Origin of the sequence: Prosthecobacter sp. SYSU 5D2, from assembly GCF_039655865.1 — a bacterium.
GTDB lineage: Bacteria > Verrucomicrobiota > Verrucomicrobiia > Verrucomicrobiales > Verrucomicrobiaceae > Prosthecobacter.
In genome coordinates this window covers 495,171-512,170 of record NZ_JBBYXL010000003.1, presented here as the reverse complement: position 1 = coordinate 512,170, position 17,000 = coordinate 495,171, and the positions used below count along the sequence as shown (strand labels likewise).

Below are 17,000 nucleotides of genomic sequence, written 5' to 3'. Positions count from 1 at the left end.
TGGAGGTCCCTTGGACGGGCCAGACGTTAAAGTGACTGCTGCAGCTTGATCCGATACTGCCGCTCAGTCCTTTTCCCGCCCCGGCTGATCGCCGGTTTCGTCCAGGTTTCCGGCTGCCCGCGGTCCACCCACTTGACCGTGGATGTGGTGGCGCGAATGACATGGATGGCACTCTGCCAGACGGCACCGCCATCATCCGAGTACTCCACCACATACAGGGCGTTCTTTTTGGCTTTCCATCTCAAGAGAGGCCCCTGGGGCTTGATGACGATGCGGGTGAGAGGCACCATCTCGCCTTCCACTGGCGGGGAGATCGAAGCCGCTTCTCCTATGACCTCTGCCCGGATGGACGGAAGGATGGTATCGGCCTTCCGCCGTTTGGGATCATGATAGACGAGATCAAACTTGACCGTCTCCCCGGCCCCGATGGCGGCTGAATAAAGGACTTCCAAAGTTCCCTCCTCATCTCCCGGACTGCTGCTGAAAACGGACACGCCGTCTGGCACCCGTGACAGAATGAGCCGCAGTCCGTTGAGGCCCACTCCCAGGGTGTTGGTGAAGCGAATCTCCCGCAGCAGAAGGCCGGTCTGCCGGTCCAGCCTCAGCGGCCCATAGGTGAAGTTTCTGGCACGGCCCCCGGCCTTTCTGGCGGTGAGGTCGAGGATGAATCTGCCAGCGCCCTGCAAAGGGATCACAAAGGGACTGTCCGGAGCATTGCTGTAAATCTTCAGCTCAGCATGGAGGCTGCCGCTTCGGGTGGGAAGATAACGAACAGCAAAGGCGCTTTCTCCACCGATGGCGATGTTGTTCACCTGCGTCATCAAGACGGAGAACTGGTCTGCATCCGGCCCTTCGATCACCGCCTGGACATCCGTCAGCACCGCCGTCCCCCGGTTTTCAAGATATGCCAGATGGGTAAATTCGCGGTCCGGACCGGTCATTGGGGGCGCAAGTTCACGCGGCATCCTGGGCCAGAGGGTGTAGTAGCCTGGATCATCCCAGTTGGTCACCGTTCCATCCCCATGCAGGGCCATTCCACGAACATAACCCGCGGAAACGCTCACCACCTGTTCCAAGCCCGCAGGGATGTTCGCCTCATAGGTTCCCCAGGCGACCACGCTGCCGCCCCTGCGCAAGGCCATCACACTGTAACCGCCCGCTGAAATGGCGACGACGTCCCGCAGAGATTCTGCAGCAGGGCGGTTGCCTAATGGCCAGTATCTCCGCCAATAGCGCACACTGCCGTCCGCCAGCAAGGCGGCCGAGTGCCACTGCCCGGCCGCGATGGCCACCACATTGATCACATCCGCAGGGACGTCGCACTGGCCTGACCGGTTGTCTCCCCAGGCCACCACGCTGCCGTCGGACCGCAGCGCCAGAGAATGCAGGTTCCCGGCCGCCACGGCAATCACATTCGTCAAGCCCTCAGGCACCGTGCACTGGCCGCTGGAGTTGTCTCCCCACGCCACCACGGTGCCGTCCCTCTTCAGGGCCAGGCTATGCCCACCTCCCGCTGAGATGCTGATGACGTCCACCAGCGGCGGCACCGGCAACCGCCCTTGGTAGCTGAAGCCCCAGCCGCGGACCGTACCATCGGCCGTTATGGCGAGGGTGAAACCGGAACCTGAAGAAATCGAAGATACCGGGCCCAAGTCCGCGGGTGGTGTGGTTTGGCCGGAAATGTTGTAGCCCCACCCGGCCACGCTTCCATCCGTCTTGAGGACCATTGAATGAGAAGAGCCGTTGGCGATGGCCGAAACCTGGGCGGGCCGCGCAGCGTGGGTGGCGGGAAAGTCCCAGGTGCCCAGGTCCGAAGGAATCCCTGAGACGGCTGTCACGGCCGCAGCGTCGGTAACCACCAGTTGAGGGACGCCTGGCTCTGCCGCTAATGAAGCGCCTGCTAGCAGCCACAGGCCCAGGCTCAGACGTGCCGCCTGTTTCACACTCCTGGCGGAAAGATTGGCTGGCCGAAAACCCTCGGCAAAAGGTGGAGATGAAGTATGGCTCAACATGGGGGGAAGGGACAGTTCCTCGCCTCCCGTAGGAGTCAACCTGGCATAACCTTTAGTGTTTACGCTGCCCCCTCATGCAGATTGCCCCTCAGGCCCTCATCCCCCTCCTATAAATCCTGCCAATCCTGCAATCCTGTCTAAACTCTCCCCTCTGCCATTTCCCCGAAAGCTCCCGCGCTCCCCGCCGTTTCCAGGGCGTATCCCCCTCTGCCTATGTCCACGCGCCCCCACCTTTCCAGCCGCCGGTTCTTTCTGAAATCTGCCGGAGTCACGCTGGCTCTGCCACTCATGGAATCGCTCACCCAAAAGGTCCTCGGGGCCGGCAGCGCGGTCGCGAGCCAGGCCGGTGCCGCCGTGAAAGGCGCCCGCCCGCAGCGCATCGTCGCCGTGGGGAATGCCTTGGGTTTTTACCAGCCCGCCTTTTTTCCCACCCAGACCGGCGCAGGCTATGACCTGCCTCCTTTGCTGCAGCCGCTGGCAGAGCATCAGAAGGACTTCACGCTCTTTTCCGGCCTGGATCACGGGCACAAAGGCGGCCACTTCGCCATCCATTCCTACCTCAGCGGCGTCCGTACCATGGATGCCAAAGGCATGCCGGATGGCAACATCACCCTGGACCAGCTCGCGGCCGAGACCATCGGCGGTGCCACCCGCTTCCCCTCCCTCACCATCGGGTCCGAGGATGGCATCCACGGCGGCTGCCTCATGTCCTGGACCCGCAGCGGCACCCGCGTGCCCCCGGTCCCCGGCCCGCGCGAGCTATTCCGCAAGCTCTTCATCTCCGAGGCCGCCGCCGACCGCACCCGCACGCAGGACCGCCTTGCCCTCCAGGGCTCCATCCTGGATGCCCTCCATGGCGATGCCAAATCCCTCCACACCCGCCTGGGCAAGCGCGACCAGGAAAAGCTGGACGAATACTTCACCTCCGTCCGCGATGTGGAAAAGCAGCTCGAGCTCAGCAAACGCTGGTCCGATGTCCCCAAGCCCGCCCCCGGCATGCCCGAGCCGGAAAACACCGGCTTCGTCTCCGACCTCCCCGTCCTTTACGACCTCATGGCCCTGGCTCTCCAGACGGATTCCACCCGCATCGCCACCCTGGAGATCGCCGGCGGGTTTGAAGCCTCCTCCTTTGATCTGAAAAAGGACTACCACGCCCTCTCCCACCACGGCCAGGTGCAGGAAAACATCGATGGCCTCCTCCGCCTGGAAAAATACCAGATGGAGCAGTTCGCTCGCTTCCTTACGAAGCTGAAGTCCATCGAGGACGGCGACGGCACCCTGCTGGACCACTCCATGGTCCTCTTCGGCAGCGGCATGGCCAATGCCAATGCCCATACCAATACCAACCTGCCCATCATCCTCGCCGGCGGCGCCTTCCAACACGGCCAGCACCGCGCCTACCCCATGACCGGCCCCGGCAGGCAACCCCTGTGCAATCTCTACACCACGATGCTCCAGCGCTTCGGCCTGGAGGTGGACAAGTTCGGCATCGGCAGCGGCACGCTAACCAACTTTGCGTAACGACGTATGATCCCGAATGACGAATGATCCCCCGTGCGGGAACAAATGACAAAGACGTCCGGCCACTATCAATGAAAATCTCCATCCCACTGCTCTTCATTTCGTCATTCGTCATTCTGCATTCGTCATTCGCTGCCGCTTCCCCCGCCGACTTCCTCCAAACCTATTGCCTCGACTGCCACGGTGCCGAAAAACAAAAGGGCGACCGCCGCTTTGACCTGCTGACCCTGCCGGCCACCAAGGCGGATGACGTCCTGGACCTCCAGGACATCATTGACCAGGTCACCCTCGGTGACATGCCGCCGAAAAAATCTCCCCAGCCTACGGCGGATGAGGCCAAAGAAGCCGTCGCCGCTTTGACCCAGGCCGTTACCGCTGCGCGGGCGCAGTTTCGCAGCACCGGCGGCCAGACCGTCCTGCGCCGCCTGAACCGCCGCGAATACATCCAGACCGTGGGAGATCTCTTTGCGCTGGACATGCGCCTCTTTGACCCCACCACCAAGTTTCCCCGCGACCAGATGGCCGATCACATGGACAACCTGGGGGATGTCCTGCAGACCTCCGGTTACCTGCTGGCGCAGTACCTGGATGCCGCCGACCAGGTGGTTGAAAAAGCCCTGGGCGAGCGCGAGCGGCCTCAGGAGAAAATATGGACATTCAAAGGCAATTTCCACCCGCAGCAGGAACATAGCTTTCCGCACAAGCAAGTTTATGACAACCGCTACCTTTGTGTCTATGAGGTGCCGGACAATGACAAGCACGAGGGCGGCTATGTGCCCGTATCAGGCTTCCGCGATGGCGTGCCTGCGGATGGCGTGTATGAGATCCGCGTCATGGCCCAGGCCATGAACCGCGAGCATCCGTATGATCCCGAAATCTTTGGCCGCGAAACCGCGCAACCCTTTCGGTTAGGCCTCGTGCCGGGCGACGCCAAAGCCGGGCCGCTGCACCATCCGCAGCCCATTGAGCCGCAGCTTGCCGAGGTCACGCTCACCGATGGCGACCCGGAATGGTACACCCTCACCGTGCCCCTGCACAAAGGCCAGATGCCGCGCTTCACCTTTCCCAATGGCATGGCCGGCAGCCGCCAGGCGTTCCAGCAGGTGGCGCGCAGATACAAGGACCAGTGGCCTGAGCATGAGCGCCAGGACCTCGGCATCTTCCAGGCCCGGCGTGTGGTGCTGAAGTACGGCTTCATGCCGCACATCCGCATTCACGAGGTGCAGATCCGCGGCCCCATCCTGGACCAGTGGCCGCCTGCCACCCAGCGCGCCGTCTTGGGGGACCGGCCCTTTACCCCGGAGCGCATCCGCGAAATCATCCACACCTTTGCCACCCGCGCCTACCGCCGCCCCGTGCAGGAGGATGAGGTGGACCGCGTCATGGCCGTCGTGAAATCCCGCCAGCAGTCCGGTGCCGGTCCCTATGCCGCCATGAAGGACGGGCTCAAGGCAGTGCTGTGCGCGCCCGCCTTCATCTACCTGGCCGAGCCCGTGGATGACCAGGGCCGCCTCACCGCCCATGCCCTCGCCTCCCGCCTCTCCTACTTCCTCACCAGCAGCCTGCCGGATGCCGAATTGCGTGCCCTGGCGGACAGCGCCGCGCTTTTAAAGCCCGCCGTTCTTCAGGCCCAGGCCCGCCGCCTCCTCGCCAGCCCCCGGTCAGATGCGTTTGTGGAATCCTTCCTCAATAGTTGGTTAAACCTGCGCAGCCTCGGCGACATGCCGCCGGACCGCGAGGCCTTCAGCCAGTATTACGCCAGCGCCCTTCAGCCCGCCATGAAGCGGGAGACGCAGCTCTTCATGCGCCACCTTTTGGAGACCAATGGCAGCCTCGTCCGTTTCCTGGACGCCGACTTCACCTTTGTCAATCAGCCCCTGGCCACCCTCTACGGCCTCGGCCCCATCAGTCCGCCGGAAAAGGCCCACGAGTTCCGCCAGGTCAAGCTCACCAATCCCCAGCGCGGCGGCCTCCTGGGCCAGGGCAGCGTGCTCACCGTCAGCGCCAACGGCATCGAGACCTCCCCCGTCACACGCGGCGTCTGGCTGCTGGAAAACCTCCTCGGCACCCCGCCCGCACCTCCTCCTGATGACGTGCCGCCCATTGACCCCGACGTGCGCGGTGCCACCACCATGCGTGAGATCATCATCAAACATCGCGACAATCCCGGCTGCTACGACTGCCATCAAAAGATTGACCCCCTCGGCTTCGCCCTGGAAAATTACGACCCTATCGGCGCCTGGCGCACCCACTACAAACAGGGAAAAAAGCAGGGACCCAAAATTGACGCCGCAGGCGAGCTCCCCGGCGGCCAGTCCTTCCAGGACGTCGCCGGCCTGAAAAAGATCCTCGTTGCCCGCCAGGACCAGTTCGCCCGCATGCTCACCGAAAAGCTCCTCGCCTACGCCTGCGGCCGCCGCATCGAGTCCATGGACCGCCCCCAGGTGGACACCATCCTTACCACCACCGCCAAATCCAACTACGGCCTCCGCACCCTCATCGAACAGATCGTCCTCAGCGATACCTTCGCGAAAAAGTAAGCCCGCCTCAATCCCCTCCACCAGCCTCCCGTCCGCCAACGAACATCATAAAAAAATATTCCATCCATCCCGCCAAACCCCCTCTCCAAATCCTGTTAATCCTGCCATCTTGTTAATCCTGTTTAAAAAACCGCACCCCAACCCCCAGTCTCCCTCCCTCCCCAGACCTCAAAACCCCAGGTCCCAACCCCTTCCCCTCCTGTAAATCCTGCCAATCCTGCAATCCTGTCAAAAAATCCCCGCGCCCCAGTCCTCCTGCCTCCTCCTCCGCACAATTCCCCGCAATCCCGCCCGTCTTCTTTCGTTTCCCACCCTGTTCCATGATCCGCCTGCCGCTCCTCCTCTCCCTCCTGTTCACCTGCCTGGCAGCCTTCCAGCCTGCCTTTTCCAAGCAGCCGAACATTGTCGTCATCCTGGCGGATGACCTGGGTTATTCCGACATCGGCTGTTATGGCAGCGAGATCGAGACACCGCATCTGGATGCCCTGGCCAAGGGCGGACTGCGCTTCACCCAGTTTTACAACACCTCCCGCTGCTGCCCCACCCGCGCCGCCTTGCTCACGGGCCTGCACCAACATCAGGCCGGGGTCGGTCACATGGCCCCCAATGACGGCATTCCCTCCTATCAGGGCTATCTGAACGACCGCTGCATCACTCTGGCCGAGGCGCTGAAGCCCGCCGGATACACCACCCTCATGACGGGTAAATGGCATGTCGGCTCCGCACCGGGCCAGTGGCCGCTGGACCGGGGTTTCGACCGCTACTGGGGCAGCCCTTCGGGCGGCGGAGTCTATTTCAAAGACACCCTGCAAATCCGCAAGGAGGTCTTCTTCGTCAATGGCTCCGTGACGGTCGAACTGCCCGATGATTTTTACGCCACTGAAACCTTCACCGACCACGCTCTGGACTTCATCAAAGAAGCCGTCACGGAGACCCGCAAGCCCTTCTTCCTTTACCTCGCCCACATCGCCCCGCACTGGCCCCTGCAGGCCAAGCCGGCGGACATCGCCAAATACAAAGGCCGTTATGACATCGGCTGGGATGCCGTGCGGGAGCAGCGGTTCGCCCGTCAAAAGGAGCTGGGCATCGTGCCGCCGGAAGCCGTGCTCAGCCCCCGCGATGACCAGGCCGGTGAATGGTCCGCCCTCTCCGCTGCCGAACAAAAAGCATTGTCAAAACGCATGGCTGTCTATGCCGCCCAGGTGGACTGCCTGGATCAAAACGTCGGCCGCCTCGTCGCTGCATTGAAGGAACTTGGCCAGTTGGAGAACACACTCATTCTTTTCCTTTCGGACAACGGCTGCTCGGCAGAGGGCGGCCCGGGCGGCTTCAGCCGGGGCATGAAAGATGCCCCCATCGGCACCGGCCTCTCCTATGCCAGCGCCGGGCTGGAATGGGCCAACGTCTCCGACACCCCCTTCCGCAAATTCAAGACCTTCACCCATGAAGGCGGCATCGCCACGCCCCTCATCGTCCACTGGCCGGCGGGCATCGCAGATAAAGGCGCACTCCGCCAGGACCCCGCGCACGTGATGGATCTCATGCCCACCCTGGTGGACATCGGCGCGGCCACTTATCCGCAAACGCGGAATGAAAAACCCGTCCTGCCGATGGAAGGCCTCAGCTTGCGCCCGGTCTTCTCCCTGCCTGCCGGCCAGACCACCGCCCTGCCGGAACGTCCCCTTTACTGGGAGCATGAAGGCAATAAATCCGTCCGCCTGGGCGACTGGAAAGCCGTCGCCAAAGGCCGTGGCCCATGGGCCCTGTACAACCTGAAAACCGACCGCGCCGAACAGCACGACCAAGCCGCCGCACAGCCCGAAAAGCTCAGCGAACTCTCCACCCTCTGGCAGGCCTGGGCCCAGCGCAGCGGCGTCTGGGAATGGGACGCCCTGCAAAAGCACCGCTTTTCCCGCAAGCCGAAAAAAGGCAAGAACACCCCGAAGAAAAAGGCCTGACCCGCCGCCTAACAAACTTTATGAAACCGCTCCGCCTCCTGCTCCTCCTGCCTCTCTGGTTGGCCTGCCTCTCCCTGCCTGCCGCCGAAAGCCGCCCCAACATCGTCATTCTGTATGCCGATGACATGGGTTATGGCGACCTCGGCGCGCAGAATCCGGATTCAAAAATCCCGACGCCGCACCTCGACAAGCTCGCCTCCCAGGGCATGCGGTTCACGGATGCGCACAGCTCCTCCGGCATCTGCACGCCCAGCCGTTACGCCCTGCTGACGGGCCGCTTCCACTGGCGGAAGATGCATGGCATTGTGAACTCCTTTGACAAACCCGTGCTGGACGAGGCCGATACCACTCTGCCTGAGTTGCTCAAGACCCAGGGCTACCGCACCGCCTGCATTGGCAAGTGGCACCTCGGCTGGAACTGGGACGACATCCTCAAACCCGGAGCCGAACCCGTCATGGACGCCCGTGGCCGCCACCGCGTCTTTGCCTCCGGCGATTTCGACTGGGGCAAGCCCGTCTCCGGTGGCCCATTGTCCCATGGGTTCGACTATTACTTTGGCGACGACGTGCCCAACTTCCCGCCCTACGCCTGGTTTGAAAACGACCGTGTCATCACCGTCCCGTCCGAGCCGCTCACCATCACTCCCGAGACCCGCGAAGGCAACTGGGAGGCCCGTCCGGGTCCCATGACGCCCGGCTGGGACTTTTACGCCGTCGTGCCCCGGCTGCGTGACCAGGCCGTGAAATGGATCGGCCAGCAGAAGGGCAAAGAGGGACCGTTTTTTCTCTACGTCCCGTTCAATTCCCCGCACGCCCCCATCGTGCCCACCAATGAGTTCACTGGCAAATCCCAGGCCGGAGGTTATGGCGACTTCATGGTGCAGACCGATGCCAAGGCCGGGCAGATCCTCCAGGCGCTGGAGGCCAACGGCTTTGCGGACAACACCCTCGTCATCTTTTCCGCTGACAACGGTGCTGAGCACTATGCCTACCCCCGCATCCAGAACTTCGGCCACCGCAGCTCCGGCCCCCTGCGCGGAGTGAAGCGCGACCTCCATGAAGGCGGCCACCGCTTGCCCTTCGTTGTCCGCTGGCCCGGCGTGGTGAAGCCCGGCACCGTCAGCGATGCCCTCACCAGCCAAGTGGACATCCTCGCCACCGTCGCCGCCATCATCGGTGCCGAGATCCCCGCAGGCTCCGCTAATGACAGCTATAACCAGCTCCCCGTCTGGAAAGAAAACGCCCCCAGCCCCCGCACCACCATCGTCCACAACACCAAAGAAGACGCCTACGCCCTACGCCACCAAAACTGGCTCCTCGTCGCTGCCAAATCCGGTGCCCAGAGCAAAGTCCCCGCCTGGTATAACGAAGAGTTTGGTTACGCGAAAAACGAGCACGAAGGCGAACTCTACGACCTCTCCACCGACCTCGCCCAAAAGCACAACCTCTACGCCGAAAAGCCTGATAAGGTCAAAGAGCTCACTGGCCTGCTGGAGCAGGTGCGCAGCAAAGGGCAGGTGCGGTGAATGGGATTAAGATAAAGTGCCGGTCAACCTGCTGGCAGAACGCTCCTCATGAATTACGATATTAACGACCTTATCCAGAAGAATGCCAATCCGGCTGAAGTGCTCTTTCAGTTATGGAGCATTCTGTCAACGGTCCCCTACACTGTTCTATATCATGAAGAGCAAGTTGTGCTGAATGCGTGGAATTTCGACTCCACTTATGGAAATGGTATCAACGATCTAATCACAAATGAAAATTACGCAGTCATCAGCAGGGGCTTGGCTGCAATTGGTGTATTGAACGTCGAAAGGCTCAATTTATGGAAGCATTCTATCGAGGCAGTTCTTGGCCGTTACGGACTTGATTGCAATTCAGAGGAAGACCTTGTACGGATTGAGCGATTGACAATTGACCGTAGAAAAACCTTAGCCGCTGAACTGGATGATGCCGAGTCAGATTTTCTGAATGACATATGGGATCGGGGAATCATTTTGACATCTTTGCTTTCTTATATAAAAGCGAACATGAATGTCTTCTTGAACAGAAAGACCATTGAGCTGGCTTTCACTGTGTAGCATCGGTCTGCTGGACTAACTTAATCAAGATGAAAAGAATAATCTCACAAGTTAAGTGTTGTGGTTTTGGTTCCGCCCATCAGCTCGCAGGGCTGCCCCATGAGTAGCCGGAGGGTCAGGCGAGTCTTGACGAGCCAGACCTCCGGTAAGGGAAACGAAGCGTTAGCGCGGAAGTTCAACCCGTCAGGGTTGCCCCATCATCTCGAAGCCATGTTAGACCGGCTCGGGTCGATAGGGCTACTCCTTCGGAGTAGGTGGTCCTTGGCCGGGCAAAGTTCATTCTGTAAAAGTGTCAATCAGGTTCGCGATGGATCAGGTGAGTTCATGTTGAGGTAAATTTTACCGGTGCTCCATTCGTCGTTCTGCTCTCAGAGCAGGGGCTGAGACGAGGTGCAGCAGAGAGGCTTCGTTGGGGAAGATCGTGAGGACCTGTGGACGGCGCTTGACCTCCTGGTTGATGACGCGCTCGATGGCGTTGCTGGTGCGAATCCGGCGCTGATGAGCTGCCGGCAGGCCGTCAACCGCGAAGCCTTGCGGAATGTTGGCCTCCATCCAGGAGGCGAGTTTGGGGGCGCTTTTGGCGTAAAATCCCACGCGCTCTTTGAGCCTTGCCTGAGTGATCGTCTCTGACGCCCAGGATGGTGCGTTTGCCGTCCATGCCTATGATGCCGATTTACCGGCCATCAGTGGTTTGGGAAAATCTTCTGCCCAAAATCTTTTTTTTACCCTCTCCCTCAATTCCTGCACTCAGCGCTAAAGCTGATCCCGCTCTAGCGGGAAGAGCACTCCTTCCCCTCTCCCATCGCTTGCCAGCCGGACCTGAGCGTCTATGCTCGCCCTCCGTCTCATCCCCTTTTTTTAATCGTGGCCAAGAAACCTACCAAAACCGAAGATTCCTCCCCCATCCTGGCGGACAGTGCTCCCATTGAGATCAAGCCCATTGACGATCTGTATGGCGACTGGTTCCTGGACTACGCCAGTTACGTGATCCTCGAGCGCGCGGTGCCCCACATTAACGACGGACTCAAGCCCGTCCAGCGGCGCATCCTCCACAGCATGGATGAGCTGGAAGACGGCCGTTACAACAAGGTGGCCAACGTCGTCGGCAACACCATGAAGTACCATCCTCATGGCGATGCCAGCATCGGCGATGCCATGGTCCAGATCGGCCAGAAGGACCTCCTCATTGATATGCAGGGCAACTGGGGAAACATCCTCACCGGCGACAACGCCGCCGCTCCCCGATACATCGAGGCCCGCCTCTCCAAATTCGCCCTCGACGTCGTCTTCAGCCCCAAGGTCACCGACTGGTCCGCCAGCTACGACGGCCGTAATAAAGAGCCCGTCACCCTCCCGGTGAAGTTTCCGCTCCTGCTCGCCCAGGGAGTCGAAGGCATCGCCGTTGGCCTTAGCTGCCGCATTCTTCCACACAATTTCATCGAGCTGTGCGATGCCAGCATCGCCGCCATGCGTGGCGAAGAAGTCTATCTCGTCCCCGATTTCATCCAGGGCGGCATCATGGATGCCAGCGACTACAACGGCGGCCTTCGCGGCGGCCGCATCCGTGTCCGTGCCAAGATTGAGGAAGGGCCCAAAAAGAATACCCTGCTGATCACCGAGGTTCCCTTTGGAACCACCACCGGCGGTGTCATGGACAGCATCGTGGCGGCGAACGAGAAGGGCAAAATCAAGATCGCCCGCGTGGATGACAACACGGCCGAGTTTGTCGAGATCGTCGTCCAGCTCCCTCCCGGCACCGACGTGGAGCAGACCATCCAGGCCCTCTACGCCTTCACCGATTGCGAGGTTTCCATCGCCCCCAATGCCGTCGTCATTCAGGATGACAAGCCGCGCTTTGCCAACGTCAATGACCTCCTCAAGGAGAGCGCCGAGCACACCAAAAAACTCCTCGGGGCCGAACTCGAGATCCAGCTCAACGAACTGGAGGAAAAATGGCACTTCAGCTCCCTGGAAAAGATCTTCATCGAAAACCGCATCTACCGGAAGATCGAAGAAGCCGAGACCTGGGAGGAAGTCATGGCCAACATCTGGAAAGGCCTCAAGCCCCATCTCACCCTTCTAAAACGGGCCGTCACCGATGAAGACGTCGCCCGCCTCACCGAGATCAAAATCAAGCGCATCTCCAAATTCAACAGCTTCGAGGCCGACCAGCACATCCTCAATCTGGAGAAGGACATTGACCAGGTCCAAAAACACCTCAAGCAGCTCACCCGCTACACCATCGCCCACTTTGAGCGCTTGAAAAAAGCCTACGGTGCAGGCCGCGAGCGCCGCACCGTCGTCAGCAGCTTTGACCGCGTCGCCGCCGCCCAGGTCATCATCGCCAACGAAATCCTCTACCTGGATGCCAAAGAAGGTTTTGCCGGCACTGGCCTCAAAAAAGAAGGCGAGCCCATCTGCAAATGCTCCCACTTGGATGACCTCATCTTCTTCTCGAAGGATGGCGTCATGACCGTCTCCAAGGTGGCCCCGAAGATCCACGTCGGCAAAAACCCGCTCTACATCAACCTCTTCAAAAAGGACGAGGAAGCTGTCTATACCCTCATCTATCGCGATGGCAAAAACGGCCCCGTCATGGCCAAGCGCTTCCGCATTGGCGGCATCACCCGTGACAAAGCCTACACGCTGACGAAGGGCACTCCAGGCAGCCTTGTACTCTTCTTCACGCGCCACGAAACCGAGGCAGAAAGCGACGCGCAGAACCTCCTGGTGCATCTCAAACCCGCTCTCTACCTGCGCACCCTGTCGCTGAAATTCCCTGTCGCCGCCATGGCCATCAAAGGCCGCGATTCCCAGGGGAACATCGTCACCAAACACGCCGTGGACCGCATCGTCAACGAACGCAAACCCACGGGAGAAAGTGCCTGACCGGTCCGTATAAGGGTTTATCCCTCCATGCTTCGTTTCATCCTCATCGCCCTCTCGATCCACGCCGTCCATACCCAGGCGGCCGCTCCCGCTGAAACGGATACACTGACGGCCATGCGGGTGCTGCGGGATGAGTGCCTGGGCTGTCACAAGCCTGGCAAGGCCAAAGGTGGCCTGCTTCTCACCACCCGGGAAAAGATGATCCTCGGTGGTGACAGCGGCACCTCCGTCATCCCCGGCAGGGCAGGGGAGAGCCTTCTCTACGAGCTGGTGCTGGAAGATGCCGATCCCCACATGCCGCCTAAAAAGCAGCTCTCCAAGGACCAGGTCACCGCGCTCCAAAACTGGATCACCCAGGGTGCCGTCTGGGACGCCAGCGTCTTCGATGAGCTGCCCGTTCCCCAGCCTGTCGCCCTGGCCCCGGTTCCCGTCACCTACCAGCCTGTTCTCGCCCTGGCCCTTTCCCCGGATGAAAAGACTTTGGCCATCGCCGCCGGTTCCCGAGTCCATTTGCACGACCTCACCCAGCCTGACCGGCCCCGCCTCGGCAGCCTCAGCGGTCACGAAGAAGCCATCCAGTCCCTCGCCTGGACCCAGGACGGCACGACCCTCATCACGGGTGGCTTCCGCCAGCTCAAACTCTGGGACATCACCACCTTCAAAACCACCGGCCAGATCAGCACCGGCTTCGTCGGCAACCTCACCGCGCTCGCTCTTACCACGGATGGCAAAATCCTCTTCGCCGCCGATGGCGAGACCGGTGGTGCCGGATTCATCCACCGCATAGACCTGCCAGGAAAGAAGCTGCTTTCCACCTGGAAAGCCCACGACGACACCCTCTATGCCCTCCGTCTTTCCCCTGACGGCAGCTCCCTGGCCAGTGCCGGCGCCGACAAGCTGGCCCGCCTTTGGAAGGTCGCCGACAGCAAGCTCATCTCCACCTATGAGGGCCATACCAGCCACGTCCTCTCCGTCGCCTTTAACAAAGACGCCACCCAGCTTGCCACCGCCGGAGCCGACCGCGAAATCAAAGTCTGGGACGTCAAAAGCCGAGAGCAGGACGTCACCCTCGGCGACAAAAAAACCGCTTTCACCGCCCTCGCCTGGACCCCCGATGGCAAGGCCCTTGTCGCCGTCACTGAAAAAGGCAACGGCAGCATCTACACCGAACTCAAAAAGCACGACGGTGCCCAGCGCAGCGAAACCGCCAAACAGACCAAACTCACCGGCATCGCCGCCATGCTTTACAGCGTCGCCGTCACCTCCGATGCCAAAACCGTCTTCGCCGGCGGTGATGCGGGCAAAGTCTGGCTCTGGGACGCTGCGGGCAAACAAACATCCGTCATCGAACCCTAGGCAGCACCTTCTTGCCTCAGGGCCAGATTCGGCCTAACCTGTCCTTATGAAAAAGTTCCTCTATGTCGTCCTCATCCTTTTTGTCCTGACGGGAGCTGCGCTGGGAGCCGCGTCCTGGTGGATCATGCAGAAGATGGGCCCGGCAACCTGGGTGGAGCTGGCCGAGGAAAACTGGAACTGCCGCGCTGAGGTGGGCGATGCAAAGCTCAATCTGCTAACCAATCCGGCCACCCTCAAATTCATCAACGTACGCCTGGCTCCCAGAGACCTCGAAGTGGCCAAAGCTTACGCCGAAAGGACACCTCTGGCCGAAGGCAGCGCCGTCGTGGTGATTCCCGAACTCACCCTGTCAGTGAAGCTGGACGACCTGATCAACCGCCGCCTGTTTGTGGAGCACGTCGGCATTGTCAGCCCCTCCGTCACGGAGATCCAGGATGACGAAGGCAAAAGCACGCTGGAGGCCTTGTTTAAAAAACCGGGAAGCACCGAAGCCGTCGCCGCCACCCCAAAAACAGAGCCTCTTCCTCCCAAAGTGGAAAGCCAGGCGTCCGAAGAACCCGCTCCGGCTTTCACGTATGCCGTCAGTTCCGCCACCATTGAAAAAGGCCAGTTCAACATCACCACCGGCACCACTCAGGTTAGCATCCGTGACCTGGACTTCAAGCTCACCGGCATTGATGTGGACAAGGCGGACCTCGCCAACCACAATCGCATCCAGGCCGTTTTAAACACCACCATTGATGTCACCGGCATGGCCCGCATTGACGGGGCCATGCGTCCGGCTGAACTGGCCCATCTGGTCGTCTCCGGCACGGGTGACATCCGGCCCATCAACCCCAAAACACTGGAATGGAAGCCCTTCTCCCAGCTCAGCCTGACCCTGGCCAAAGGCTCCGTCCTGGGCGGTTTCATGACCATCGGCGAGGCTGCAGGCAAGGAACTGCGCAAGCTCCAGGAATATGGGGTGGATCTTTCCCCCATTATCATCGGGGGCCCTTTGATGCAGGATGCCGTCGTCAGTGGCGACTTCGCCAATGACCTCTTCATCACGCGCAGTCTCACACAGTTTGTGTTTCCCGAATATGAAGTGGCCATTGAACCGAAATCCTGGGTCAATGCCGCCAAGGACAGGCATGAGATCAATCTCCGTCTCTCCACCGGTCCGGAATTGCAGACCCGGCTCAGCAACGGCATCGCCCAGGCAAAGCTCGGTGAATCCATCGCCCGTGCTCTTACCAAGTCACTTTCTGACAGCCAGGGCCGGATGACCTTCGATATCGAGTCTTCAGGTTCATTGTCCGATCCCAAGGTCAAACCCAAAACCGAACGGGTTTTGAAGAATCTGATGAGCGGTGAAGGTTTGGGGGATCTTCTCCAGGGTTTGCTTAAGAAGCTCTAAGCTTCTCCACCTGCGGAAATCAGTTCCGCTTCTTTGCAGCAGTTTTCAGCATTCTGTGCCATCTGGATATCTAGATGGGTGATGCCTCCTGCACTGTGAGTGGTCAGCTTCACTTTGACCTTTTTCCAACCTACGTACATGTCCGGATGATGGTCCAGTGCATCCGCAGACCGGCCCAGACAATTCACAAAATCAATCCCTTCGAGATAAGTTTGAAAGCGGTAGGTCTTCATCAATTCCGCGCCCTCTCTTCTCCAGCCTGGCAGCTTGGAAAGGGCGGTTTCAATGTCGTCAAGAGAGAGTAGCAGGCGCATGTCTGGCAGGGTGAGGTTCAGCAGATCTACTTGTCTAATATCGTAAAATTAAGACTTTGAAATGATAAAATCCATAATTTGTAAAAACACATGGAAAAATTAAGCAGCTTTTTCGTCCTTGTGTCACAAATTAAGGTGAACTAAATCGTGTTTGATGCGCAAAAATATTAATAGGCGTAAGTAAACGTGCGATCTCTCTCTTGATGGTGGCGCAAGAGGTTTGAATTTATCAATTCTGAGTCACTGCCCGACAGGAAAGGAAAAGCCGTTCAGTTTAGACAAAACGCGGGTCTTGACGCAAGTTGACATAGGGCAAGCCGCAGCCATGCTCACCCTGATATCCATCCCAGCCACGCACCCCCTTTTCCCATGCATTCCTCTCTTGAACTGAAACGTGAAGTTGAAGCCATCCAGATCCCAAGCGGAGATGCCATCAACCTGCCTCTGGGCATGAAGGTGATCATCACCCAGTCCCTGGGCGGCACCTATACGGTGGCGACTGACTTTGGCCTGGCCCGGATCAGTGCCAAGGATGTGGATGCCCTGGGAATTGACCCTGAAGCCTCAAAAAAGGATGCCGATAGCGCCTCCTCCAACATTCCCGAAGGTGCCACCGACCTGGAAGCGCAGGTCTGGAACCAGCTCAAGAACGTCTATGACCCCGAGATCCCCGTCAACATCGTGGACCTGGGCCTGGTCTATGACTGCCAGGTGGAGCAGACGGAGGAAGGCAAGAACCGGGCAGTAGTCAAGATGACCCTCACCGCCCCCGGCTGCGGGATGGGACCGACCATCGCAGCTGATGCCCAAAGCCGCATCATGACCATCGAGGACATAGATGATGCCGCCGTGGAACTGGTGTGGGAACCCGCCTGGAACCAGGGCATGATCTCCATCGAAGGCAAGATGAAGCTCGGAATGATCTGAGCA

At 60.0% G+C, this 17,000-nt stretch carries 11 protein-coding genes and 1 pseudogene; 9 read left to right on the top strand and 3 right to left on the bottom strand.

The window, feature by feature from the left end:
- Positions 1-26: 26 nt before the first annotated feature.
- Entirely contained in the window at positions 27-2,012 is a 1,986-nt protein-coding gene (locus tag WJU23_RS07180; protein ID WP_346331861.1) for a hypothetical protein, read from the bottom strand.
- A 213-nt stretch (positions 2,013-2,225) separates the two neighbouring features.
- Here WJU23_RS07180 and WJU23_RS07175 point away from each other — a divergent pair, with 213 nt between their 5' ends.
- The 5 genes from WJU23_RS07175 (at position 2,226) to WJU23_RS07155 (ending at position 10,112) form a co-directional block, all read left to right on the top strand.
- On the top strand, positions 2,226-3,533 hold the full coding sequence (locus tag WJU23_RS07175) for a DUF1552 domain-containing protein (RefSeq protein WP_346331860.1): 1,308 nt from the start codon (positions 2,226-2,228) through the stop codon (positions 3,531-3,533).
- Between the two features lie 71 nt (positions 3,534-3,604).
- Positions 3,605-6,073 (top strand): DUF1592 domain-containing protein, encoded by a 2,469-nt coding sequence (locus WJU23_RS07170; protein WP_346331859.1) that lies wholly within the window; start codon positions 3,605-3,607, stop codon positions 6,071-6,073.
- A 320-nt stretch (positions 6,074-6,393) separates the two neighbouring features.
- A complete protein-coding gene (locus WJU23_RS07165; RefSeq protein ID WP_346331858.1) occupies positions 6,394-8,031 on the top strand; it encodes an arylsulfatase in 1,638 nt (545 codons plus the stop codon).
- A gap of 20 nt (positions 8,032-8,051) precedes the next feature.
- Entirely contained in the window at positions 8,052-9,557 is a 1,506-nt protein-coding gene (locus WJU23_RS07160) for an arylsulfatase (protein WP_346331857.1), read from the top strand.
- Positions 9,558-9,605: 48 nt separating this feature from the next.
- Positions 9,606-10,112, top strand: coding sequence for a hypothetical protein (locus WJU23_RS07155; protein ID WP_346331856.1), 507 nt, complete (start codon positions 9,606-9,608; stop codon positions 10,110-10,112).
- A 371-nt stretch (positions 10,113-10,483) separates the two neighbouring features.
- Here WJU23_RS07155 and WJU23_RS07150 read toward each other — a convergent pair.
- A pseudogene (locus tag WJU23_RS07150) lies at positions 10,484-10,706 on the bottom strand (transposase); the annotation flags it as partial.
- Between the two features lie 309 nt (positions 10,707-11,015).
- Between WJU23_RS07150 and WJU23_RS07145 the strand changes: the two are divergent.
- Genes WJU23_RS07145 through WJU23_RS07135 form a run of 3 tightly spaced genes read left to right on the top strand, consistent with a single transcriptional unit; the run spans position 11,016 to position 15,756 of the window.
- The gene (locus tag WJU23_RS07145) at positions 11,016-13,001 is read left to right on the top strand and encodes a DNA gyrase/topoisomerase IV subunit A (protein WP_346331920.1); all 1,986 of its coding nucleotides are present in this window, start codon (positions 11,016-11,018) and stop codon (positions 12,999-13,001) included.
- A 27-nt stretch (positions 13,002-13,028) separates the two neighbouring features.
- Complete coding sequence (locus WJU23_RS07140; protein ID WP_346331855.1) at positions 13,029-14,357, top strand: c-type cytochrome domain-containing protein; 1,329 nt, start codon at positions 13,029-13,031, stop codon at positions 14,355-14,357.
- A 46-nt stretch (positions 14,358-14,403) separates the two neighbouring features.
- A complete protein-coding gene (locus WJU23_RS07135) occupies positions 14,404-15,756 on the top strand; it encodes a hypothetical protein (protein WP_346331854.1) in 1,353 nt (450 codons plus the stop codon).
- Here WJU23_RS07135 and WJU23_RS07130 read toward each other — a convergent pair.
- Complete coding sequence (locus WJU23_RS07130; protein WP_346331853.1) at positions 15,753-16,070, bottom strand: 4a-hydroxytetrahydrobiopterin dehydratase; 318 nt, start codon at positions 16,068-16,070, stop codon at positions 15,753-15,755. The two genes, WJU23_RS07135 and WJU23_RS07130, sit on opposite strands and share 4 nt — an antisense overlap.
- Before the next feature lie 369 nt (positions 16,071-16,439).
- On the opposite strand from WJU23_RS07130, the gene sufT reads away from it, so the two are divergent.
- The gene (gene sufT / locus WJU23_RS07125; RefSeq protein WP_346331852.1) at positions 16,440-16,997 is read left to right on the top strand and encodes a putative Fe-S cluster assembly protein SufT; all 558 of its coding nucleotides are present in this window, start codon (positions 16,440-16,442) and stop codon (positions 16,995-16,997) included.
- Positions 16,998-17,000 lie beyond the last annotated feature (3 nt).